This is a genomic window from Brevibacterium sp. 50QC2O2 (assembly GCF_024580675.1).
Taxonomy (GTDB): domain Bacteria; phylum Actinomycetota; class Actinomycetes; order Actinomycetales; family Brevibacteriaceae; genus Brevibacterium; species Brevibacterium moorei.
This window is the reverse complement of the sequence record NZ_JANIJZ010000019.1, coordinates 14,662-37,149: the sequence shown is the minus strand read 5'-3', so window position 1 is coordinate 37,149 and position 22,488 is coordinate 14,662. Positions and strand designations below refer to the sequence as shown.

General features: G+C 66.9%; 22 protein-coding genes, 2 tRNA genes and 1 pseudogene. 16 read left to right on the top strand and 9 right to left on the bottom strand.

Translation table 11 applies throughout. The features are described 5' to 3' along the window. Positions 1-180: 180 nt before the first annotated feature. The 3 genes from NQ038_RS13340 (at position 181) to NQ038_RS13330 (ending at position 1,835) form a co-directional block, all read left to right on the top strand. Positions 181-486, top strand: coding sequence for a DUF6506 family protein (locus NQ038_RS13340; RefSeq protein WP_257046911.1), 306 nt, complete (start codon positions 181-183; stop codon positions 484-486). A gap of 111 nt (positions 487-597) precedes the next feature. Beyond that, positions 598-843, top strand: coding sequence for a hypothetical protein (locus tag NQ038_RS13335; RefSeq protein ID WP_257046910.1), 246 nt, complete (start codon positions 598-600; stop codon positions 841-843). Continuing rightward, positions 840-1,835, top strand: coding sequence for an SRPBCC domain-containing protein (locus NQ038_RS13330; RefSeq protein ID WP_257046909.1), 996 nt, complete (start codon positions 840-842; stop codon positions 1,833-1,835). The genes NQ038_RS13335 and NQ038_RS13330 overlap by 4 nt, the downstream gene beginning before the upstream one ends. 28 nt (positions 1,836-1,863) lie before the next feature. On the opposite strand, the gene NQ038_RS13325 is transcribed toward NQ038_RS13330, so the two are convergent. Further along, complete coding sequence (locus NQ038_RS13325; protein WP_257046908.1) at positions 1,864-3,510, bottom strand: ABC-F family ATP-binding cassette domain-containing protein; 1,647 nt, start codon at positions 3,508-3,510, stop codon at positions 1,864-1,866. Positions 3,511-3,709: 199 nt separating this feature from the next. After that, positions 3,710-4,810 carry a CoA transferase gene (locus NQ038_RS13320; protein WP_257046907.1) on the bottom strand — a complete coding sequence of 367 codons (1,101 nt, stop codon included), beginning with the start codon at positions 4,808-4,810 and terminating at the stop codon, positions 3,710-3,712. Between the two features lie 453 nt (positions 4,811-5,263). On the opposite strand from NQ038_RS13320, the gene NQ038_RS13315 reads away from it, so the two are divergent. Then, positions 5,264-5,851, top strand: coding sequence for a TetR/AcrR family transcriptional regulator (locus NQ038_RS13315; protein ID WP_257046906.1), 588 nt, complete (start codon positions 5,264-5,266; stop codon positions 5,849-5,851). Then, positions 5,848-6,069, top strand: a pseudogene (locus NQ038_RS13310) (DoxX family protein); the annotation flags it as partial. The gene NQ038_RS13315 and the pseudogene NQ038_RS13310, both read left to right, overlap by 4 nt. A 135-nt stretch (positions 6,070-6,204) precedes the next feature. Here NQ038_RS13310 and NQ038_RS13305 read toward each other — a convergent pair. Then, entirely contained in the window at positions 6,205-6,561 is a 357-nt protein-coding gene (locus NQ038_RS13305) for a VOC family protein (RefSeq protein ID WP_257046905.1), read from the bottom strand. A 108-nt stretch (positions 6,562-6,669) separates the two neighbouring features. On the opposite strand from NQ038_RS13305, the gene NQ038_RS13300 reads away from it, so the two are divergent. After that, positions 6,670-7,293 (top strand): hypothetical protein, encoded by a 624-nt coding sequence (locus NQ038_RS13300; RefSeq protein WP_257046904.1) that lies wholly within the window; start codon positions 6,670-6,672, stop codon positions 7,291-7,293. Positions 7,294-7,452: 159 nt separating this feature from the next. Here the strand turns inward: NQ038_RS13300 and NQ038_RS13295 are convergent. Both NQ038_RS13295 and NQ038_RS13290 read right to left on the bottom strand, forming a co-directional pair. Next, positions 7,453-7,526: transfer RNA gene (locus NQ038_RS13295), tRNA-Val, on the bottom strand. Positions 7,527-7,574: 48 nt separating this feature from the next. Next, the gene (locus tag NQ038_RS13290; RefSeq protein ID WP_257046782.1) at positions 7,575-8,165 is read right to left on the bottom strand and encodes a TetR family transcriptional regulator; all 591 of its coding nucleotides are present in this window, start codon (positions 8,163-8,165) and stop codon (positions 7,575-7,577) included. Between the two features lie 158 nt (positions 8,166-8,323). Between NQ038_RS13290 and NQ038_RS13285 the strand changes: the two genes are divergently transcribed. Further along, a tRNA-Pro gene (locus NQ038_RS13285) sits at positions 8,324-8,397 on the top strand. Between the two features lie 67 nt (positions 8,398-8,464). Further along, a complete protein-coding gene (locus NQ038_RS13280) occupies positions 8,465-10,171 on the top strand; it encodes an ABC-ATPase domain-containing protein (RefSeq protein WP_257046781.1) in 1,707 nt (568 codons plus the stop codon). Here NQ038_RS13280 and NQ038_RS13275 read toward each other — a convergent pair. Beyond that, positions 10,135-10,851 carry a peptidyl-tRNA hydrolase gene (locus NQ038_RS13275; protein WP_257046780.1) on the bottom strand — a complete coding sequence of 239 codons (717 nt, stop codon included), beginning with the start codon at positions 10,849-10,851 and terminating at the stop codon, positions 10,135-10,137. The two genes, NQ038_RS13280 and NQ038_RS13275, sit on opposite strands and share 37 nt — an antisense overlap. After that, complete coding sequence (locus NQ038_RS13270; protein ID WP_257046779.1) at positions 10,848-11,540, bottom strand: metal-dependent transcriptional regulator; 693 nt, start codon at positions 11,538-11,540, stop codon at positions 10,848-10,850. Before NQ038_RS13270 ends, NQ038_RS13275 begins: the two co-directional genes overlap by 4 nt. A gap of 161 nt (positions 11,541-11,701) precedes the next feature. On the opposite strand from NQ038_RS13270, the gene NQ038_RS13265 reads away from it, so the two are divergent. The 6 genes from NQ038_RS13265 to NQ038_RS13240 all read left to right on the top strand — a co-directional run bounded on the left by NQ038_RS13265 (position 11,702) and on the right by NQ038_RS13240 (position 18,390). Beyond that, the gene (locus NQ038_RS13265; RefSeq protein ID WP_257046922.1) at positions 11,702-12,922 is read left to right on the top strand and encodes an alpha-hydroxy acid oxidase; all 1,221 of its coding nucleotides are present in this window, start codon (positions 11,702-11,704) and stop codon (positions 12,920-12,922) included. An 88-nt stretch (positions 12,923-13,010) separates the two neighbouring features. After that, positions 13,011-14,246: an NAD(P)/FAD-dependent oxidoreductase gene (locus tag NQ038_RS13260; protein ID WP_257046778.1), complete on the top strand. Its 1,236-nt coding sequence runs from the start codon at positions 13,011-13,013 to the stop codon at positions 14,244-14,246. A 36-nt stretch (positions 14,247-14,282) separates the two neighbouring features. Continuing rightward, positions 14,283-15,518, top strand: a complete 1,236-nt coding sequence (locus NQ038_RS13255; protein ID WP_257046777.1) for an alpha-hydroxy acid oxidase — start codon at positions 14,283-14,285, stop codon at positions 15,516-15,518. 187 nt (positions 15,519-15,705) lie between these two features. Continuing rightward, positions 15,706-16,656 (top strand): ABC transporter substrate-binding protein, encoded by a 951-nt coding sequence (locus NQ038_RS13250; protein WP_257046776.1) that lies wholly within the window; start codon positions 15,706-15,708, stop codon positions 16,654-16,656. 1 nt (position 16,657) lies between these two features. Further along, complete coding sequence (locus tag NQ038_RS13245; RefSeq protein ID WP_257062785.1) at positions 16,658-17,629, top strand: amino acid ABC transporter permease; 972 nt, start codon at positions 16,658-16,660, stop codon at positions 17,627-17,629. Continuing rightward, entirely contained in the window at positions 17,629-18,390 is a 762-nt protein-coding gene (locus NQ038_RS13240; RefSeq protein ID WP_257046774.1) for an amino acid ABC transporter ATP-binding protein, read from the top strand. The genes NQ038_RS13245 and NQ038_RS13240 overlap by 1 nt, the downstream gene beginning before the upstream one ends. A 112-nt stretch (positions 18,391-18,502) precedes the next feature. Here the strand turns inward: NQ038_RS13240 and NQ038_RS13235 are convergent, their stop codons facing one another. Beyond that, positions 18,503-20,020, bottom strand: coding sequence for a fatty acyl-CoA synthetase (locus NQ038_RS13235; protein ID WP_257062784.1), 1,518 nt, complete (start codon positions 20,018-20,020; stop codon positions 18,503-18,505). 65 nt (positions 20,021-20,085) lie between these two features. Between NQ038_RS13235 and NQ038_RS13230 the strand changes: the two genes are divergently transcribed. Both NQ038_RS13230 and NQ038_RS13225 read left to right on the top strand, forming a co-directional pair. Further along, complete coding sequence (locus NQ038_RS13230) at positions 20,086-20,979, top strand: Nif3-like dinuclear metal center hexameric protein (RefSeq protein WP_257056807.1); 894 nt, start codon at positions 20,086-20,088, stop codon at positions 20,977-20,979. Next, positions 20,970-21,719 (top strand): hypothetical protein, encoded by a 750-nt coding sequence (locus tag NQ038_RS13225; RefSeq protein ID WP_257062782.1) that lies wholly within the window; start codon positions 20,970-20,972, stop codon positions 21,717-21,719. Before NQ038_RS13230 ends, NQ038_RS13225 begins: the two co-directional genes overlap by 10 nt. On the opposite strand, the gene NQ038_RS13220 is transcribed toward NQ038_RS13225, so the two are convergent. After that, positions 21,709-22,470 carry a peroxide stress protein YaaA gene (locus tag NQ038_RS13220; protein ID WP_257062781.1) on the bottom strand — a complete coding sequence of 254 codons (762 nt, stop codon included), beginning with the start codon at positions 22,468-22,470 and terminating at the stop codon, positions 21,709-21,711. The genes NQ038_RS13225 and NQ038_RS13220 overlap by 11 nt on opposite strands. Positions 22,471-22,488 lie beyond the last annotated feature (18 nt).

Genomic DNA, 22,488 nt, shown 5'->3' with positions numbered 1-22,488 from the left:
AGCCTAAACACGGATCGGGCGCCGAAGATAGTGCGGAGTCCGAATATGATCGCCGGGCGCTCGCAGGCTGGGATAGCTGGTCATCACAGGGGAAAAGGGCCACACTGGCGGTTGGTGAGCCCTTGCGGGCCCACCGGGAGCGACCGACAGTGAAGTCGGCGACATCGAAGGAGAGTAGTGATGAAACTCAAAGCGGCATTCATCTTCCTGGCACCGGGTGCCGATTGGCACACCGACAGGCAGACCGTCGAGACACCGGGGGTCGACCTGACGGTCGTCGGTGCTGCGGACTACGCCGATTCCGAGGCCGCGGCCCGGGAGCTGGCGGCCGCCGGGGTCGGCGCGATCGAATTGTGCGGGGGCTTCGGGATCGAGGGGACCGCGCGGATCAAGGCCGCGGTGCCGGATACCGTGGCCGTCGGCGTGGTCCGCTTCGAGAACCACCCCGGGCTGGAGTACAAGAGCGGCGACCAGCTGTTCGGGTGAGGTCGGGGACTGCCTGCACGGTGGGCTGCATCGGGACGCGGGAGAAGGGGCTGATCATCTCCGTTGGCAACAATGGTTGACAACTGACCGGTAGCAACATAGGTTGACTGCATGGAGTCAACACAGATAGCCGAAACGGCTGCCGACACACGGGATCCCCGAGCGGGGCTCAGAGCCATCTCCTCCCTGCGTGCGCTCACAGAGCGCCTGGAACTGGCGCAGGTTGAAGCAGGACTGTGGGCCGGGATGAGTTGGCAGGACATCGCCGGCGCGCTCGGAGTCTCACGCCAAGCGGTGCACAAGAAGTATGCGAAGCGAATCGACCCGTCGATTCCCGTCCCCAGGAGGACCCGATGAACAAGCTCAGCGTCCAAACCGCAACCAGTCACACTCTGTCCATCACGGCCATGGAGGAAGCGTCCCGCCGCAAAGAGCGGACTGCGGGGATCGACGACCTGTTCCTCGCCCTCGTCCTCAGTGAACAGCGTGCCGGCCAACTCCTACGGAGCCTCGGCATCACCCTGGAAACCGCTCGCGACGCCATAGAGCGGCAGCACGAGGAACAGCTGAACTCACTCGGGATCCGGACCGAGTCCCCACAGCCCGGCAGGATCACCTTCCATGAAACCGGAGCAGTGGATTGGCACCCCCGGGCTTTGGAAATCATCAAGAACTCGGCTCGGGATGGGAAGCGGGGCGATGCGGCAGCGATTCTGCGTGAACTGGTCGTCGAACCCAGCGGATTGATCGAAGCCGTGCTCGGGCGCCTGGGCACGACGCCCGCAACCGTGATCGCCCGACTCGACGAGGCCGAACGCCATGCCCACGACGCTGTGGGTGGAACCGAGGCGGATAGCCTGTCGGGGACACGGGAGTGCTTCGTGCCAGCCCCCATCGACCGGGTATGGGAGCTGCTGGCCGACCCTGCGCGAATGCCGGAATGGGAGCCAGGCACCGGATGGATCGAGGCTCCGCCCGCCGTGGTGAGTGTCGGTTCGACGTGGACGGCACACGCCGTGACCGAACACCCCGACGGCAGACCCTCCCGGGTGAAAGCGCAGCATCGATCCGCGCGAGTGGAGACAACCGACTGGCAGGAGGGGCTGCTGGGCGAATGGCGCTTCACCTGGCCCGATGCCCCGAAGGCCAACGCCCGCGTGATCCGGATCGAATTGGAGCCGGCCGCCGGCGGCAGTCACCTGCACATCACCACCGCGTGGGTGCACAAGGGTCGCCGGCGAAACGTCCTCCGGGCTGCAGCGGGCCGGGTGCTGCGACCGGTGCATCACTTCGCCATCTGGCTGCAGCTGAGCCAGTTGGCGGCGGCGATCAGCCGGGTGTTCCGGTGACCGGCCTCGGGCTCATCGAGAGTGCCGGCTATCTGAGAGCAGCAGGGGTCGCCACCTCGATGCTGGGCCAATCGGATATGTCCCGGCGCAGCTGCCGGTCATGGGTCGACATGACCACGGCGGCACCAGTCGCCCCCAGGGCCTCGGTGAGTTCATCGACGAGTGCGATGGAGAGATGGTTGCTCGGCTCGTCCAACAACAGCACGTGCGGCCGACGCGCCAGCACCAGGGCCAATTCGAGGCGCCGCTGCTGCCCCATCGAGAGCTCTGCCACCCGTTTGCCCGACTCGCCGGGCTTCAACAGGCCCAGCTGCGACAGGCCGATCGCCTCGGCCTGCGGCAGAACCCCATCCGCTAGGAGCGCAGCGAGGCGCGAGGCGTAGAGCTCGCTTGCGCGCAGCTGGCCGGGCAGCGCCGATTCCTGGTGCAGGAAGCCCAGCCGTGTGCCGCCGGATAACCGGGCCGAACCGGTATCGGGGGCCAGGTCACCGGCACAGACTCGGAGCAGGGTCGATTTGCCCGCACCGTTGGGGCCGAGCACTGCGAGCCTGCCGTGCTGTGAGAGCGAGAAGGACACCGGTCCGGCCAGTCGGCCGGAGACGCCGACCTGGTCGACGGTCAAGAGCGATGCTCCGGCGCGTACGTGCAGTTCGGGGAAGTGGAACACCTGGGGCGGCTGCGGAACCGTAATGGCGTGCGCCTCGAGTGCTGCCTGGCGACGGTGGACGCTCTGGACCAGACCGCCGGCCCGTGTGGCGCGGCCGTGCTTGTTCGTGCCCTTGTCCGGCCGCCAACCGGAGACCAGGCGATTTTGCGCGGAACTGAGGCTGTCCTGCAGGCGGCCTCGTTCGGCTCGTTGGCGCTCATACTCCTGCTCCCACCGTTCCCGCAGGGCGATGCGCCCCGTCCGGTAGCCCTCATATCCACTGCCGTAGATCGCGGGACGGCCGTCCGGAGTCGGATCGAGGTCGACGACGGTCTCGGCGAAGTCGGCAAGTAGCGCCCGGTCGTGGGTGACGACGGCAACGCCGCCGGACCTGGAGCGCAGCTGGGCCGTCAGGAATTCGAGACCGCCGCGGTCCAGGTGGTTCGTCGGTTCGTCGAGCAGGAGGAAGTCGGTCTCGGTGCCCAGCAGGCAGGCCAGCCGGACACGATACCGTTGTCCGACGGACAGTTCGGCCAGGGGCCTGGCCATATCGGAATCGGCCTGGAGTGCATCGAGGGCGATCCGGACGCGACGTTCGGCATCCCAGGCGTCGAGCGCCTCGGCGCGCTCCAAAGCGGCGGTGTATCTCTGGACTGCTGTCTCGGCTCCGCCGGCCAGGGCGCCGCTTGCCGCGTCGAGCTCGGCGAGTGCCGCCAGGGATTCTGCGATCGCCTCCGCGACTACCTGGCCCACAGTGCGGCCATCCGTGGCGTCGAACTCCTGTTCGGCCACGGCGATCGTGCCGATCCGGTCAACCGTGCCGGCATCGGGGGCGAGATCACCGGCGAGCACGTGGAGCAGCGTGGACTTGCCCCTGCCGTTCTCGCCGACCATCGCCACGCGCGACGTCGGCGAGAGGTTCAGATCGACATGGTTGAGGATTGGCGTTGCACCGCGTATGACGGAGACGTCGGTGGCAATGAGTTGCGCGCTGGAGCGCGCATGGGCGTGAAGTGATGAGGTTGGCACAGTAGATCCTTTGAACAAGCGCAGCCACTGGCTCGGAGGCCCGGAAAATGGGTGCGCGAAATGACGGTGACCCGCACAGGGGTCGGGAGAGGCGGTCGCCGCGGCTCGGAGGAATTTCGACGAGTGCGGTGGACCTACTCGGCCGTCACAGGAAATACAAATGCATGGGCGCAAGTCTAGCGCCCATCATCGGGCAGTGCTACGGCCGGTCCGTCCACTGTGCGCCGTGCCGGGCCAGTGGTCCGGCAGGATATGCCCAAACCGGCTGGACACCCGCTATATGGCCGGGCAACGGCACCCGTAGTGCGGGGCCCCAATCCGTTTGGGTCTCCTCCAAGCCGGGCTCGGCCTGATTCCCCGGCACCGGTGGTCCATCCGGTGGACTCATGGCATAGGGCAGATTGGCCGTGCCGATCAGCGAACCGGTGATGTGTGAGACGGTGGACGATGAGAGCCGACGGTGCAGCGCTCGGGTGATGGCCGTGGCCAGGAGCCACCCGCTCGCATGATCAAGGGCTTGGACGGGCAGCGGGACCGGCTCCTCACGGGCGTAGGCGGATGCTCCAGTGGCGGCGATTCCACAACTGAACTGCACGAGGCTGTCGAACCCGCGCCGATTCCGCCAGGGCCCCGCCCATCCATAGGCGTTGAGCTGTGCGGTGATGAGGCCCGGATTGAGGGCGGCCAAGCGGGCCCTGTCATAGCCGATGCGTTCCAGGGCATCGGCCCGGTAGCCCATCACAATGACGTCGGCCGTTCTGACCAGCTCCTCGAACGTGCTTCGCCCCGCACGGTTAGCCAGATCGAGCGCTGCCGCGCGTTTGCCCAGTGTGGTCTCAGACAACAGGGAGGCCACCTCGGTGAAACCTGGCGGGTCGATGCGCAGCACTTCGGCACCGTAGCCGGCGAGGATCTTGGTGTACACCGGCCCTGCGATGACGCGCGTGAGGTCGAGGAAGCGGACTCCGCTCAGGGGTAGATCCGCAGTGGTCTGCGCCCAGCCGACCCTTGCGGTGCCGGGGTGTTCCCGGACTGTGATCGGGGGAGCATCACGGGCGGCGCGACCCGCTGCGGAATCCAGCCAGGCCTCACGGGTGTGCAGGGTTGCTGCCGCGCCGCCCGCAGCGACGACGGCGCGCTCGATCTCCTCGGCCGGGAGTGTGGCCACCGCTGCCTCCACGCCGGCGCGGTCGTGAACGCCCAGCACATGGACGACTGCGTCACGGTGGTGACTGTAATTGGTGTGCAACCGGATCCAGTCGGTCGCAGTGCGATAGTCGCCCGCCAGGGGATCCCACAACGGGGCAGTTCCCAGCCGACTGGTGTGAACAGCCGTTCGGCGGCGAACGCGGCACAGGCCTCGGCGCTGTCGACGGTTACAGGGGCGGCAGGCCTTGCCCATCGGGCGGCGTGCAACCGAGCCAGCGCCAGCGTGGTGGCCGCGATTGCCCCGGTGGCCAGCCCCGTCACGTCGAAGGCGGAGGGAAGCACCTCCCGGGGGCCGGCGAAGGTCACCGCGTCGAGGGCCTGTGGCACCGTGGAGTCGGACGTGCCGGTGATCGCCCAGATGCGGGACAGGATGTCTGGGAAGGGTAGGGGTTCCGGGTACGACGCGGCCATGGTTCGATCATCCCCATTGGACCCCTACTGTCAAGCGATTCGTTACGTTCGGTTTCGATTCACCCTGGCCGGGTGGGCTCGTCATAGCATAGGATGAACATGTTCAGTGAACATGTTCATAAGGGTGGGGACGATGAAGACTCGTGACGTTCAGCGCCGCGCGACCAACGCGAAAGTGCTTGCAAGCGCGGACCGCTTGTTCCGCACCCAAGGATTCGCCCAGACGACCATTCGAGAAATTGCAGCCGCCGGCGGGGTGAGTGTCGGGACGGTCATGTCCGTCGGTGATAAAAATGCGCTGCTCCTGGAGTGTTTCGACCAGCGGATCCGCGAAGTCCATGTCCAACGAGGCGGTGCTGCCGATAGTCGGGTCCAGGCGGGCATCACCGAGCAGATCATGGAACTGTTCGGGCCATTCCTCCTCCTGTTCTCCAGTGACTTTGCTCTGGCGCGCACCTACGGTTCCATCCTGGTCCTGGGCGCACACGAGTCGTCGGTCTTCACGGAGTTGGCCGCGCGGCTGTCCGGTGAAATAGCCGCGGTCCTGCGCGAGGGAGGGGTACCCGTCGAGCGGGCCGCTGCGCTCGCCGGGGGAATCTACTTCGCATACATCGGGCGGCTCTTCACCTGGCCTGGTGATGCCCCGGATGTCCACGCACTGCGCGATAGTCTGCGCAGCGTGATCGCCGCACTCACCAAACACGCGGGGGAGGGGGAATGAGCCTGATCCCCGATCCCTGGTGGTTGTCCTGTCTCCTCGGCGCAGCGCTGCTCTTCGATGTGATCGTCTCGCTCCGGCCGCCGAGGTTCATCAGCGACTGCCTTGAAGGTGTGCGGTTCCCGCGTGATTGGTGGTGGGCGCTCGTCGTCGTCAAGGCGTGTGCGGTGGTGGGTTTGATCGCCGGTCTGTGGGTGCCCGGCGTCGGACTGGCCGCGCATGCCGGGGTCATCGTGTACTTCCTCTGTGCAATCGCAGCGCATCTGCGAGCGCGGTTTCCGGGGCGCGCGTGCTGGGTTGAACTGCCTGGGAATGTTCGGCCGTGCAGTCGTCACCCTGGTCTTCGGTTACCTGATCTAGGAACTGTGCATTCCGACGTTGACGACTTTTCCGCCGCTGTCGCGGTAGAAGAACCGGGTGACTCCCCATGGTTCTTCAGTGAGTGGATGCACGATCTCCAGCCCGGCCGAGCGGACTCGATTCAGCGCTTCGGCCACGTCGTCTACGAAGATCGAAACCGCCGGGTTCATCGGGGCGGAGGCGTCGGCGGTCATCAGACTGAGCTGATGTCCTTCATCGTCGCCAAGCGTGACAATCCAGCCATGGTCCATGAGCACGTCTAGCCCAAGAGCGGCCCGGTGTTCGTCGACTGCTTTGGACAGGTCCGTGACGGTCAAGTTCGGCACTACTCTGTGAACGATCATGCTGCCCATTGTGACAGCGGATGTGCGCGATGGCGGTGGCGTCGTACTAATTGAACAGAACTGCCATTCCGATTCACGCCCTGGCCGCCGGCGCCCTAGGTGTGAGGAGTGAGCGAGATGCTCGATGAGCTCGGTAGTGGGCACGATGACGCAGCTCGGGGAACCGGGGCCGGGGTGCGTGGCATGATGGGCCGCCAACCAGGCACACAGTTCCTCGACGGTTGCGAACGAGACGACGGCGAGCTCCTCTCCACGGTCGGGGAGGTTGCCTGCACGGCCCTCTACCTCGGGCCGGCCGCGAACGCGCGCTCCATCAAGGACACTGACATGACACCACGAATCAACGACTCACGCGGAGACCGCCCGGTTCCACCCCTGATCCTCGTCGGCCTGGGAGCCCAGATAGTCGGAGTAGCCGCGCAGGCCGCCTTCCACCTGTCCGATGGGAACCTGCCATCGTTGACGGAGGCGGGCACCTCTGTCATGGACCACGTCATTTCAAATGTGGGCGTCGTCTGCCTGGCGTGGCAGGCGGGGCGCTGGCTCCGCGGGCGGTCCGCATGGTCGACTCTTAGTAGGCGGCTCATGATGATCGGTACCGGCGTCGAGGTTGCAGGAGCGATGCCCGACGGGATCGGACACGTCGTCGGAGGCGAGTTCCGAGCCGCCTTCGCCGCCATCGGCGTTGGCTTCCTTCTGGTCTCAGGAGGTGCCATGATCAGCACTCGGTCCGCACACTAGACCGACCCCGCCAAGAGCTACCAGTCACCCATCCGCAAAACCGGATGAACCCCCATCCGAGTCCGGACAACACGAAGGCCCCGGAGGGAAAACTCCGGGGCCTTCGTGTCAGCCCTGTCGCGGCTCATCTGTCAACGATCTCGCGACTCAGGACGTGGGTGGGCCCAGAGGGACTCGAACCCCCGACCCCCTCGGTGTAAACGAGGTGCTCTAGCCAACTGAGCTATAGGCCCAACGGAAACCAAGTATGCCACAGGTGTGGTGGACCGCCAAAAGCGGAGTCAGGCCTCGGAGGCGGTGCCGACCAGCCTCTGCAGTCCGGCGGCGAAGACCTCCTCGGCGCTGGGCGTTCCGAGCGGCGAGGAGTTCCTCGCCGCTGCGCGCGCAGCCGAACCGGGCCCTGTGTCCAGCCGGGCCAGCAGGTCCCGATTCTGTTCGATCGCGGTCAGCCCCAGCACATAGCCGATCCACGCGTCGACCTCGCCGGTCCGGTCCGCGGCTGCCGCCGCTGCGGTCAGTGTGCCGGGCAGGACCTCGGTGCCGGCCTGAGCGTAGGCGACAGTGAAGATCTCCGCACCGTCGCGGTAGCGCAGCAACACCGTGCGCAATGCCGCGAGCGCCTCGGCGATCCCGGTCTGCGTCTCGGTGTTCGGGCCGCCCTGTCGCGAACCACCCTGCAGGGAATCGACCTGTGCGGACATGCGTTCGGCCAGCAGGACGAACACGTCCTGTTTGTTCTTCACGTGCCAGTACAGTGCCGAGGGTTGCACGCCCAGGTCGCGGGCCAGTCTGCGCATGGACAGATCGCCCAGGCCGAACTCGGTGAGGATCGCCAGGGCGGCGTCGGTGATGAGGGCGCGGGTCAATGCCATAGGGCGATCCTATCGGCACCGCCGGCGGCTCCCCGATAATCACCCTACAAACGTGTGCTTGCTCACTTTGGGTCGAATCGGGCCGTCTCGATTTGCGCGGCACCCTGGGACCGGATATTGTTTTATTCGTTGCCAAGCACGGCAATGAGAAGTGAATACGGGATATGGCGCAGGTTGGTAGCGCGCCTCGTTCGGGACGAGGAGGTCGTGGGTTCAAATCCCGCTATCCCGACAGATACCCTGGGTCTTCGGACCCGGGGTTTTTGTTTTCCCCAGACTCATACTCCACGGAGGCAGGCATGCGATCCGACCACCACCTGACCGAACTGCTGCGTCGCCTGGACGGGCGCAGCTACGGGGGATATAAAGAACTGCGCGGGGACTTCGACTTCGGCGATGTGATCGTCTCCATCGACAAGGTGCAGACGGACCCCTACGCCCCACCCTCGCTCATGCGCGCGGCCTTCGACATCCGCGACGCCGCCATTCCCTCCCACCTCATCGACGACCGCGAGGGCCGCATCGCCACCGCGGACTTCCTCACCCGCGCCTTCGAAGCGGCCATCGGCAACCGGGCGATCGGCGTGGGCCGGGTGGGTCAGGAGGTGCTGGAGCGGACCAATGTGCTCATCGCCCCGGACTTCGTCGAGGCCCGTCTATCGGTCCAACTGCCTGCCGCCGGTCGGCGCATCAAGGGCCGCGAGGCCGAACGCCTGCTGACCCGCGAACTGCCGGCGGCCGCTCGCGCCGGCCTGCTGTACGAGAACCTGGACCATGCGGCATTGGCCGCGCACGTCGCGCTGTACCGCGATCAACAGGCACTGCGCCGGGCCCTGCGCGAACGCGGCCTGGTGGCCTTCGTCGGTGACGGGGCGATCCTGCCGCGGCGCTCCGGCGATTCCGACCTGCCACTGGCCCGCGGTGCAGTGCCCTTCACCTCACCCGATTCGCTGCGCTGCACCTTCGAACTGCCCAGCGGACGCACGGTCACCGGAATGGGAGTGCCCGTGGGCATCACCGTGATCGTCGGCGGTGGCTATCACGGAAAATCGACGCTGCTGCGCGCCCTGGAGCGCGGCGTCTACCCGCATATCGCAGGCGATGGCCGCGAATGGGTCCTCACGGTCGACGATGCCGCGGCCATTCGCGCCGAGGACGGCCGGGCGGTGACCGGTGTGGACATCTCCCCGTTCATCTCCGGTCTGCCCTCGGGTGCCGACACCCGCGATTTCTCCACCACGAATGCCTCGGGGTCGACCTCGCAGGCGGCCAATCTGGTCGAGGCCGTCACCGCCGGGACGAGCGCGCTGCTGATCGACGAGGACACCTCGGCGACGAACTTCATGATCCGCGACGAGCGGATGCGCGAACTCATCCCGGCCGACCGTGAGCCGATCACCCCCTTCGTCGACCGGATCCGGCCCCTGTACGAACAGGCGGGGGTGTCCACAGTGCTGGTCGCCGGCGGCTCCGGGGCCTTCTTCGCAGTGGCCGACACCGTGGTGGCGATGGACGCCTATGTCCCTGCCGAGGTCACTGCGCGCGCCAGGGAGATCGCAGCCGCCCACGCCGAGCGGCCTGCGCCGGGGGAGGCCGCCGCAAACGAGACCACGATCGCGGGGCTGTTCGCCACCTCGGGCCGACGGGTGCCGGTCGCCGGCGCGCTGGAACCCGCCGATAAGCGCAAACCGGCGCGCGCCCGCGGCCTGGGGGAGATCCAGCTGGGCCGCGAGTCGATCGACATGTCTGCGGTGGGCCAGCTGCTCGACGCCGCGCAGACTGCCGGTGTGGCCGCTGCCCTCGAGCGGTTGTCCCGCCGGTTCGACGGCCGCGTCGACGCCCTCACCGCAATCGCCGAGCTCGCAGCCGAGCTGGATGCCGAGGGCCTGGACGCCCTGGCCGTCGGCCGGGCCAATCCCGGCCATCTGACGCGGCCCAGGATCCAGGAGATCCACACGGCGCTGTGCCGCTATCGCGGCCTGCGACTGTCCGCTGCGCGCCAGTAGGCGCGCACCGTCTCCGTAGGGCCGGAGAGTTCGGTCAGACCGGCGTCCACGATCGACACGGGACGCTCGTTCACCGCCCATTGCGCTTGCGTGGGGACGCGCACGTCGATGGCGTAATCGGCTGCCCGCCAGGCGGCGAGGACATCGTCCGGCGCCTCATCGAGGACGGCCTGCACGGCGTGACCCACCTGGGCCGCGGTCTTGCCCGTGCTCATCTGAAGACCGGGGTCGACCTCCACGATGACGATGGCATCCGCTGCGCTGTCGGCGGATCCGGTTGTATCACCCGACTCGTCCGTGCGCGGGAACTCGGTGCCGCCGACCTGCAGTCTGGACAGCTCCCTGGGCAGGGGCCGCAGGGGAGCCGGGGGATAGGCGCGGACCCGCGCGGTACCCGAGGCCCGGGTCACCCCGGGCAATTCGATCGCGTCACGCCAGCGCTTTCCATCGGCGCGGCGGGCCACCTTGCGCACCCAGCCGGCCCGCCAGTGTTCCACCGCCGAGCTCCAAACGCCGCTGCGGGACCGCTCATCGTCGAGCAGGGCCGCCACGGCGGCACCGGCGGCGCGCAACACCTCGGTATGGCCGGCAGGGTTCGCCCGATCGCGGAAGATCACCATCTGCAGTGCCCAGGGCTCGGCGTGGTCGGGCCGGAGCTGTTCTGCATCGGGCTCGCTCATGCCCCGTCCCCCTGGTGTGGGTGAACCGGGAGTACGCGCACTGCGTCGGCGGCGCTGAGCCCCAGTTCCACTGAGCGGTCGTCGATGCGCACCGAGACCGTTCCGGCGATCGGATTCGCCGAGACCAGGGTGAGCTCGGTGCCTACCTGCAGGCCGTGGCCGGCCAGATAGCGCAGCAGTTCATCGGACCGGTCGGAGACCCTGGCGACTCGGACGGTGACCTCCTGGGCCACATCGAGCAGGGGGATGGAGGAGTCCACGGCGACGGTGCCGTCGGCTGTCGGAATCGGATCTCCGTGGGGATCGTGGCTGGGATGTCCCAGGGCGGCGTCCATCTTCGCGAGCACCAGATCCGACAGGGCGTGTTCGAGCCGATGCGCCTCCTCATGGACCTGGTCCCAGGTCAGGCCCAGGGCCCGGACCAGGTAGGTTTCGAGGATCCGGTGGCGGCGCACGACGCCGATGGCGATCTGAGTGCCCGCCGGCGTCAGGGTGATGGCCCCGTAGGGGCGATAGTCGATGAAACCGTCGCGCGAGAGCTTCTTGAGGTTGGCGGAGACCGTGGGCGCGGTGACGCCGAGCTGTTCGGCCAGATCACCGGTCGACGGGCCCTGGCCGGGCAGTTCGTGGGCCTTCCAGATGATCGAGGTGTAGTCCTCGACCAGGCGGGAATTCATGGGAGTGGACATCGCCACGATTCTACTTTGATTTCGTCTGGGTCTGCGGTCGTGTAGCGTATAAGGTAAGGCGCGCCTACGAACGTTTGCGCGTCCGTGTGAACGCTCACCTGAACGAAGGAGAGAATCCTGTGAAGCATCAGTTGCCCGACCTCGACTACTTGAAATCCGTCATGGTCTTCAAGAACCCGGTGAAGAACCCCAAGACCGTCCGTCTTGCCAAGGCTCCGACGGTATGGGATCTGCGCCGCATCGCCAAACGCCGCACTCCCAAGGGCCCCTTCGACTACACGGCGGGCGCGGCCGAGGGTGAGGTTGGCCTGCAGCGGGCCTATGACGCATTCCGAGATGTGGAATTCCATCCGACCATCCTGCGTGATGTGTCGAAGGTCTCGACCTCATGGGATGTGATGGGTGCGCCGGTCGCCTATCCCTTCGGCATCGCCCCGACGGGGTTCACCCGGCTGATGCACGCAGCGGGGGAGCGCGCGGGGGCTGCGACCGCCCAGGAATTCGGCGTGCCGTTCGCCCTGTCGACCCTGGGCACGACGGGACCGGAGGCCGCGCGCGAGGCCGCGCCCACCGGGCGGCTGTGGTTCCAGTTGTACATGATGAAGGAACGCTACCGCTCCTATGAGCTGGTGGAGAGGGCCAAGGCGCAGAACTTCGACACCCTCCTGTTCACCGTGGACACCCCGGTGGCCGGGGCCCGGCACCGTGATAAGCGCAACGGCATGTCCTTCCCGCCCCAGCTGACCTTCAAAACGGTGCTCGACGCGGCACCCCGTCCGGAATGGTGGTTCAACTTCCTGACGACCGAACCCTTGGAGTTCGCGGCCGTGCGCAACTGGAACGGCACTGTCGGAGAACTCCTCGACTCGATGTTCGACCCGACCGTTAGCTTCTCGGACCTGGCAGAGGTCCGCGAAGTGTGGGGCGGGAAGATCCTGGTCAAGGGAGTGCAGAACGTCGACGACGCCAAACACCTGGCCGATCTGGGAGTCGACGGGATCCAGCTGTCCAACCACGGCGGTCGCCAGCTCGACCGCGCACCCGTGCCCTTCCGCCTGCTGCCCGAGGTGGTGCGCGAGGTCGGACAGGACCTCGAGGTCCATGTGGACACGGGCATCATGTCCGGTGCCGACGTCGTCGCGGCCATCGCCCATGGAGCCCGCTACACGCAGGCCGGGCGCGCCTACCTCTATGGCCTGATGGCTGGCGGCCAGGCGGGTGTCCACCGGATGTTCGAAATCGTCACCGGGGAGATCGAACGGGTGATGCGCCTGCTGGGCGTGTCCTGCCTGGAAGAACTCGAACCCCGCCATGTGACCCTGCTGGACAATCTGCGCCCCCGCCTGGCACAGGAGGCCGCCCGCGAGGCCGAACGGGCCTGAGGTCGGCCCGCCCCGGGAATGTCCGAATCCCGGGGCGGCTCCCACTCCGGCGATGGCCGCCGGCACCGGGGCGGCATAGGCTGGCCCCGTGAGCGCTACACCACCGCAACCATCCTGCCGGCACTTCGCCGCATTGATCATCGGCGCAGGACAGGCGGGACTGGCAGCCGCGCACGAGCTGGTGCACCGCGGCCTGGTACCGGGAGAGGACTTCCTCGTCGTCGACGCGAACACCGGTCCCGGGGGCGCCTGGCAGCACAGATGGGATTCCCTGACCCTGGGCCGGGCCCACGGAATCGCCGACCTGCCGGGCCTGCCACTGGGCGATCCGCCGGCGGATGTCCCCGCCGCGCGCATCGTCGCCGACTACTACGGCCGCTACGAGGACGCCTTCGACCTGCGGGTGCACAGGCCCGTCACTGTCACCAGGGTCGACTCCCCACAGGGCCGGCGTGAAGGACCCTTGCACGTCACCCTCCGCGACGAGTCGCGGCCCGGGGCCGCTGGGGCGGACCAGGCGCTCACCGCCGACCTGATCCTCAATGCGACCGGCACATGGACCAGGCCATTCATTCCCTACATCCCCGGACGGGAGACCTTCACCGGCCGGCAACTGCACACCCACGACTACACCAGGGCCGAGGACTTCCGCGGCCTGCGCACCCTCGTCGTCGGCGGGGGCCTATCGGCCGTGCAGTTCCTGCTCGAGCTGGCTCCGGTCACCAAGACCCTGTGGGCCACCCGCCGACCGCCGAACTTCCTGGCACGCGCACACGACCCCGAATGGGGCAGAGCGGTGGAAGCCGGCGTCACCACACGCATCAGGGCAGGTCTGCCAGCGGCCAGCGTGGTGCGCCATACCGGGATCCCCCTATGGCCCGAATACGTCGAGGGAGTGCACGACGGCACGCTGATCAGCCACGGCATGTTCAACCGGATCACCCCGCATGGTGTCGTCTTCGCCGGCCCCACGACGAATGCCACCGCCGGACTGGGACCGGCCGGCGGGCGAACCGCCCTGGTCCAGCCCCGATCCTGGCAGCCCTACCCGGGCGGACACACCGAGGACGTCGACGTGATCTTCTGGAACACGGGCTTCCGCCCCGCCCTGGACCACCTCGCACCCCTGCACCTGCGCGGGCCCAACGGCGGCATCGCGATCGCCGACGAGGTCACCGTCGACGCCGACCCGCGGATCTACCTGATCGGCTACGGTTCCGCGGCCTCGACCATCGGAGCCACCCGCGCCGGCAGACTGGCCGGACGCGCGGCCGCCCGAAGGCTGACTCGGGAGGGCCACGGTGTGGAATCCGCGCACGTCTAGAGACCACGACAGAAGACAACCGAAGAAAGGCACTCGATGAAACACCAACTGCCCGACCTGGACTACCTCAAGCAGATCCTCGTCTTCAAGAATCCGGCGCGCAACGCCGCCGTGGCCCGTCTGTCCAAGGCCCAGACCGTCTGGGACTTACGCGACATCGCCCGCAGGCGCACCCCGAAGGGCCCCTTCGAATACACCTTCGGGGCAGCCGAGAACGAAGTCGGCCTGCAGCGGGCCTATGACGCCTTCCGCGACGTCGAATTCCACCCGACCATCCTGCGCGACGTCTCGCAGGTCTCCACCGGCTGGGACGTCATGGGACGCCACGTGGACTATCCCGTGGGCATCGCGCCCACCGGTTTCACCCGCCTCATGCACTCCGCCGGGGAGTCCGCCGGGGCGAGGGCCGCACAGAACTACGGGGTGCCCTTCGCCCTGTCCACCATGGGCACGACCAGCCCCGAAGACGTCAGGGCCGCCGCACCCGGCGGCCGCCTGTGGTTCCAGCTCTACGTCATGAAGGAACGCGAGCGCAGCTTCGAACTGGTCCGCCGTGCCAGGGAACAGGGGTTTGACACCCTACTGCTGACCGTGGACACGCCCGTGGCGGGCGCCCGGCATCGCGATAAGCGCAACGGCATGTCCTTCCCGCCCCAGCTGACGCTCAAGACCATGTACAACGCCGCACCGCGGATCGAATGGTGGTTCAACCTGCTGACCACCGCACCCCTGGAATTCGCCGCGATCAAGAACTGGCAGGGCACACCCGGCGAACTGGTCGACGCGATGTTCGACCCGTCCCTGAGTTTCGATGACCTCGCCGAAATCCGCGACATGTGGGACGGCAAGATCATGATCAAGGGCGTGCAGAACGTCGACGACGCCCGCCGTATCGCGGACTTCGGCGTCGACGGGATCCAGCTGTCCAACCACGGTGGTCGCCAGCTCGACCGGGCGCCCGTGCCCTTCCGCCTGCTGCCCGAGGTGGTGCGCGAGGTCGGACGGGACCTGGAGATCCACATCGACACCGGCATCATGTCCGGTGCCGACGTCGTCGCGGCCATCGCCCAGGGTGCCCGCTACACCCAGGTGGGGCGGGCCTATATGTACGGGCTCATGGCCGGGGGTGAAATGGGGGTCAACCGGATGTTCAGCATCATCACCGGGGAGATCGAACGGGTGATGCGCTTGCTGGGCGTGTCCTGCCTGGAAGAACTCGAACCCCGCCATGTGACCCTGCTGGACCGGCTGCGCCCCCGCCTGTCCGAATAGCTCCGGAGCAGTCGACCGGGGCCGGTGGCCCTCCGATCGCGTTATACCCCGGAGGATCATCGGCTCCAGTGTTGTATTGCGGTAAGGTTTACGGCGAATATCCACTATGTGTCATAAATCACCGGATGAGGAAAAACACGTTAGGATTCCCTAGGCCAGTACACCGACAACAAAGGACACAGCACCCATGAAGGGGATGAAGACGCTTGCGGCGGCAGCCTGTGCCACTGCGCTCGCGTTCACACTCAGCGCCTGTGGCGCCAGACCGCTCTCGGAGCTCTACGAACAGAAAGCCGGCGGCGCCGTCGAGGTGAAGGTCCCCGCAGACGAGAAGGCCAAGGGCGTTCTCGACGCTGTCCAGGCCGATCCGCAGCTGACCGAACTGGTGCCCGAGGACATCAGGGCCACCGGTATCAAAATGGCCAACTCCGTGGGATATCCGCCCATGGAGCTCTTCGCCGACAACGGCAAGGACATTCTCGGAGTCGATCCTGCGATCGCCGCGGCCATCGCCAAGAAGTTGGGCATCGGCTTCCACATCGAGGACCAGGAGTTCGCCTCGATGATCCCCGGTATGAAATCCGGCCGCTACAACTTCGTCATGTCCTCGATGACAGACAACAAGGAGCGCCGGGCCCAGGCCTTCATGGTCGACTACGTCAAGGCCGGCAACGCCATCCAGGTCTCCAAGGGCAATCCCAAGGGGATCAAGGGCCCGCAGGACTTGTGCGGCCAACCGGTGTCGACGGTCCAAGGCGGGTCCTCCGAAGCCCGGCTGAAGACCTTCTCCAAGGACTGTGAGTCCAAGGGGAAGCCGGCGATCAAGATCCTGGGCTTCTCCGCCGACGGGGAGGCGGGGCTCGCCATCAAATCGGGCAGGTCCGTCGCCTCGCTGACCGACTATCCGCCCGCAGCGGATCGTGCCGCAGATCCCGAATCCGGATTCGACGCGGTCGAGGTATCCGGTGGCGAGTCCATCTGGGGGATCGCCATCGACAACAAGAACAAGCCCTTCGCCGAAGCGGTCCAGAAGGCCTTGCAATCGTTGATCGACGACGGCAGCTACGGCAAGATCCTCGACGCCTGGAGCGTCGACAAGCTCGCCATCGACAAGGCGACCATCAACGGAGGCGACTGAGATGAGCAAGCACAGAACCGCTGACATCGTCGCAGCCGACGGCACCGCTGTGGCCATCAAGCGCCGCGTCCCCTGGGCACGTATCATCGTGGCCGTCATCGTCGTCTACATCGTCGCCTGGATGCTCAAGACCCTGCTGTTCAACGAGAACATCCAGTGGGCCGCTGTCGGGCAGTATCTATTCAACGAACGGATCATCTCCGGCATCGGCGTGACCATCTGGATCTCCATCGTGGCCACGATCATCGGCCTGATCCTGGGCGTCGTGCTTGCCGTGATGAAGCTGTCGGTCAATCCGGTGCTGCGCTGGATCGCCGAGGCCTACATCTGGTTCTTCCGCGGCACCCCGGTCATCGTGCAACTGATCTTCTGGTTCAACCTGGCCTTCCTGCTCCCGCACATCATCGTGAAGATCCCCTTCACCATGATCGGCGTCTACTGGGACACAAATGAGCTCATCACCGGCACCACCGCGGCGATCCTGGGCCTGGGCCTGAACATGGCCGCCTACTTCGCAGAGACGGTGCGCGCGGGCATCCAGGCGATCGATGCCGGACAGTCGGAGGCCGCACAGGCATCCGGCATGACCCGCGGGCAGACCATGCGCCTGATCGTCCTGCCCCAGGCCATGCGGATCATCATTCCGCCGACGGCCAATGAGTTCATCTCGATGCTCAAGACCACCTCCCTGGTGATCGTGGTCGCAGGTACCGATCTGATGACGAACGCCTCGCAGATCTACAAGGTCAACAACCTTGTGATCGAACTGCTCATCGTGGTGAGCATCTGGTACATGCTGATGACCGCCATCGCCACCTACCTGCAGAGCCTGCTGGAGAAGCGCTTCGGTCGCGACCGGGTCCGCCTGGTCCGCAAGGGCTCCTGGATGCAGCGCCTGTTCGATACCCGGTCGGGCACGAAGCCCGTCACCACCCTTCCCGATTCCGCCACCGAGGCCAAGGAGAACATCTAATGGCCGAGTCCATCATCACCGCGCACGGCGTCACCAAGGCATTCGGTGATCACCAGGTCCTCAAGGGCGTCGACTTCGCCGTCGCCCCGGGAGAGGTCAGCTGTATCATCGGGCCCTCGGGATCGGGCAAGTCGACTTTCCTCCGGGCCGTCAACGGGCTCGAGACCATCGATTCCGGCAGCCTCGAGGTGCTGGGCGATCAGGTCGGCTACTCCCGCCATGGCGATCACTTCACCGAATGGGGCGATAAGCGCTTCGCGGAATTCCGCGCCCGGATCGGTATGGTCTTCCAACGTTTCAACCTCTATGCCCACCTCGACGCGGTGGAGAACGTCGCGCTGGCGCTGACCCACGTCAAGGGGATGAGCCGGCATGCGGCACAGGCCAGGGCGAAGGAGGAACTGGCCAGGGTGGGCCTGGCAGAGCACGGGCACAAGAAGCCCCACCAGCTCTCCGGTGGCCAGCAGCAGCGGGTGGGCATCGCCCGTGCGCTGGCGATGGATCCCGAGCTCATGCTCTTCGACGAGCCGACCTCGGCACTGGATCCGGAACTCGTGGGGGAGGTGCTCACGACCATGCGACAACTGGCGGACGACGGGATGACAATGGTCATCGTGACCCACGAAATCGCCTTCGCCCGCGAGGTCGCCGACACCGTGGCCTTCTTCGACCAGGGGATCGTGATGGAGAAGGCGGCGCCGGCCGACCTGCTGACCTCGACGAATCCGCGCGTCAAGGGATTCCTCGACAAGGTGCGCTGAGCCAGCACCACCGCATCGCACGGACGAGACGGGGGCCAGAAGTCCATCGACTTCCGGCCCCCGCTACATGCCCACCCCATTGTGGGCGAGGACGTGGTGCGTTCGCGCCCGCCTACGAGGCCTCGGCCCGGCGCAATTCGCGCTTGAGGATCTTGCCCGCGGAGTTCTTCGGCAGGGTCTCGACCAGGTGGACGGCCTTGGGCACCTTGAAGCCGGCCAGGCGGGTCCTCGTATGGGCGATGACCTCCTCGGCGCTCAGCGGGCCCTTGGGCACGACATAGGCTGTGACCGCCTCGATCCACTTCTCGTCAGGCAGCCCGACCACCGCGACCTCGGCCACATTGTCCAACTCGAAGATCGCGTCCTCGACCTGCCGCCCGGCCACCAGTACGCCGCCGGTGTTGATGACGTCCTTGACCCGGTCGACGACCTGGATGAAGCCATCGGCGTCCTGGATCACCAGGTCGCCCGAGTGGAACCAGCCGCCGGCGAAGGCCTCGGCGGTGGCCTCCGGTTTGTTCCAGTAGCCCTCGCACAGCTGCGGGGAACGGTAGAGGATCTCGCCCTGCACTCCGGGTTCGACATCCACGCCGTCGCCGTCGACCACGCGGGTCTCGACGAAGAGCACAGGCTTGCCGGCCGAACCGGGATGCTCGGCGTGGTCCTCCGGGCGCAACACGGTGCACAGGGGGCCCAGCTCCGACTGGCCGAAGCAGTTGTAGAAGCCCAAGTCCGGCAACAGCTCCTGCAGCCGGCCGAGGACCGGTCCCGGCATAATGGAGGCGCCGTAGTAGGCCTTCCGCAGAGTGCTCAGATCGACCTTTGTCAGATCCGGATGATTCGCCAGCGCCACCCACACGGTGGGCGCGGCGAAGAACGTGTCGATGCTCTGCTGGGCGAACATCGCCAGCAGTTCTCCCGGCACAGGGGCCGGCACGATGATGTTGTACGACCCCTGCATCAGGGCCGGCAGCAGGAACACGTGCATTTGCGCCGAATGGTACATGGGCAGGGCGTGGACCTGTCGGTCAGCCGGCCCGAAGTCCAGGACATTGACGGCGGAGAGGTACTCTGCGACCAGAGCCCGGTGCGTCATGATCGCGCCCTTGGGAGCGCTGGTGGTGCCCGAGGTGTAGAGCAGCTGGGCGATATCGCCGTCGGTGGCCGCGAACTCGTCGAGGCCGGCCGGCTCCCCGCCGGTGCGCGCGGGCTCCAGCAGCGATTCGAAGGTCGCGAAGTCCGTGGCCCGGCCGGTATCCGTGGCCTGGACATAGGTGGAGAAGTCCTGATCGGCGATGACGAAATCGGCGCCGGAATCGGCCAGAATGTATTCGAGTTCGTCACCGGTGAGTTGATAGTTCACCGGCACGTGGATCAGTCCGGCCCTGGCGCAGGCCAGGAACAGGAGGAGGTACAGGTCCGAGTTCTTCCCATAGGCGGCGACCCTGCACCCGGGCGTCAGCCCCTGGGACAGCAGGTGCCGGGCGACGTCGGTGATCGCCTGGTCCAATTCCGGATAGGACCAGGATCGGTCCCGGAAGACCACGGCGGTTTTATCGGGGTAACGGGCGGCCGAACGGCGGACGATATCGGCGATGGTATTCGTCCGCAAACCTGTGAGGTGCGTCATGTGTTCAATGTAGCAATGCGCCGTGCGCCTGCCAAGCGGCCGTGGACGCCAGTAGAGTTGATCCTATGACCGCACGTGTATCCGATGTCATGGCAGCAGCAGAGTCCCTCTGGCCGGCGGCCTGGGCCGAACCCTGGGACACGGTGGGCCTGGCCGTGGGCGATCCCGACGCCGAGGTCTCCACCATCCTGGCCGCACTCGATGCCACCGACGCCGTCGTCGACCAGGCGATCGGAATCGGCGCCCAATTCCTGTTCACCCACCACCCCCTGCTGCTACGCGGGGTCACCTCGGTGGCGGCGGACACCCTCAAGGGTGGGGCCGTGACCCGGCTCATCCGCGCGGGGATCGCGCAGTTCAACGCCCACACCAATGCCGATTCCGCACCCGGGGGAGTCACCGATGTGTTGTGCGATGCGATCGGACTGGGACAGCGCGCCCCACTGGTTCCCCAGAACGTTCCCGGAGTGGGCATCGGACGTGTCGGCACCCTGGCCACCGCTTGCACGGTCGAAGAGCTGGCCCGTCGGCTGGCAGCATCCGTTCCCGCCACTGCCACCGGAATCCGTATCGCCGGAGACCCCACCGCCCGCATCGAACGGGTTGCGGTGCTCGGCGGGGCGGGGGACTCCGAATTCGATGCGGTCCGCCGGGCCCGGGCGCAGGTCTACATCACCTCCGATCTGCGCCACCACCCTGCCACCGAGGCCATCGACACGGGCCACCGCACCGGGGCCGGTCCGCAATTGATCGATATCGCCCACTTCGCAGCGGAATCCCCGTGGATCACCACCGCCGCACACCAGCTCACCTCCGTTTTGGCCCAGGCCGGGCACCGGGTGCGCCTCGCGGTATCCCACGTCAACACCGACCCCTGGACCATGCGCATCGCGCAGGCCGGTGCACCGGCTGCGGAATCGAATACGAACACGGAACGAGGAAGCATCACATGGCTTTGACCACCTGGGCGGCAGACCCCGCCGCAGCCGCAGAACTCATCGCACACCTCAGGGAGTCCCGCCGGGAGACCCATCGCAGGGCCCAGACGGAGCTCGTGGCCGAACTGACCGAACTGGCCGCCCGGCACCGGGAACTGGCCGCCCGGCACCGGGAACTGGCCGTCCGGAGCGGGGAACTCACGACCGCGTTGGAGGACAAGCACAGACAACAGCGTGAAACGGCGGCCAGGACCGCTGACCAGCAGAGCAAGATCTCCGCGATGGAGGCCCGGCTGAACGCAGGCGAGGGCATGACCTCGCGGGACCTGGTGGCGCTGCAGGGCGACATCGACTCCGCCAAGGCGGCTCTGGCGAAGCTGGAGGACGCGGAACTCGAGCTGCTCGAATCGATCGAGGAGCTCCAAGGGGACGTCGCCGGGCTCAAACAGGAGTCTGCCGGAATCGCCGCGCAGGGCAAGGAGAAGCAGGCCCTGCGCAAACGTGTGGAAGCCGAGATCGCCACCCGGCTGGCCGAACTGGAAACGGCCATCGCCCAGGACCTGGCGCACATGGGCCCCGCCGCAGACCCGGTCAGGGCGGACCTGGACGCCGGTGGCCCGGGCCTCATGCCCTGCGACGCCGGCGCCTGTGGCAACTGCGGCGATGCCCTGGCCGGAGCGGACCTGGCCGAGTTCAAGGCTCTGCAACCGGGCACCGTGTTCAGCTGCCCCGACTGCGAGGTCCCCCTCCTCAGGCAGTGAGGATGATCGCCAGCTCGGCCGGCTTCCTGCGGCCGGCGGCCGTCAGCTCGACCGTGAAGGCCTCGCCCGCGGCCCCGGCCAGTTCCTGCGGAGAGTCCGGGTCCGAGCTGGTGCGCTCGAGCAGGTGCCGGGCCAGCAGGCCGCGGGTGTGTTTGGCATTGTGGCTGACCACGCTGCGTTTGCCGGCCCGCTCGGTGTAGACATTGACCACGACCGTGTGGGCCGGATCGCCCGGCCAGGACTTCCGGTAGTCGCCCGAGCGGCAGTCGACGACGAGTTCATCCGCGAAACGGGCATCGAGCACAGGGGTCAGGCGCTTCTTCCACCAGGTCGAGAGCACGCCGGTGTCGGGCAATCTGACCTTCATCGCCAGTCGGTAGGCGGGGATGAGGTCGCCGGCTGCCACGATTCCGAACAGCCCCGATGACACATACAGCGAGCCCAGCCTGTGCTGGGCCGTGGTGGTCAGGGTCGGTGCATCGAGGGCTGCGAACAGCACCCCGGTGTAGGTCTGGAGTGCGGGGGCGCAGGGGATCCGGGTCAATTCCCGATTGCGAGCCACCTCGCCGGACAGGGTAGGTCCGACCCCCAGGATCTGCAGGGCGTCCGGGGCGGCCGAGGTCTGCTGCAGGGCCTCGAGGACCTCGAGCCGGGCGGCGGTGAGTTCGGGAAAGGCCAGGTCCTCGAGGTTGAGTGCGGGTCCGGTGGAGGCGGGGGTCTTGCCCTCGGAGGGCGGCAGCAGAATGATCACAGTCCAACCCTACCCAGG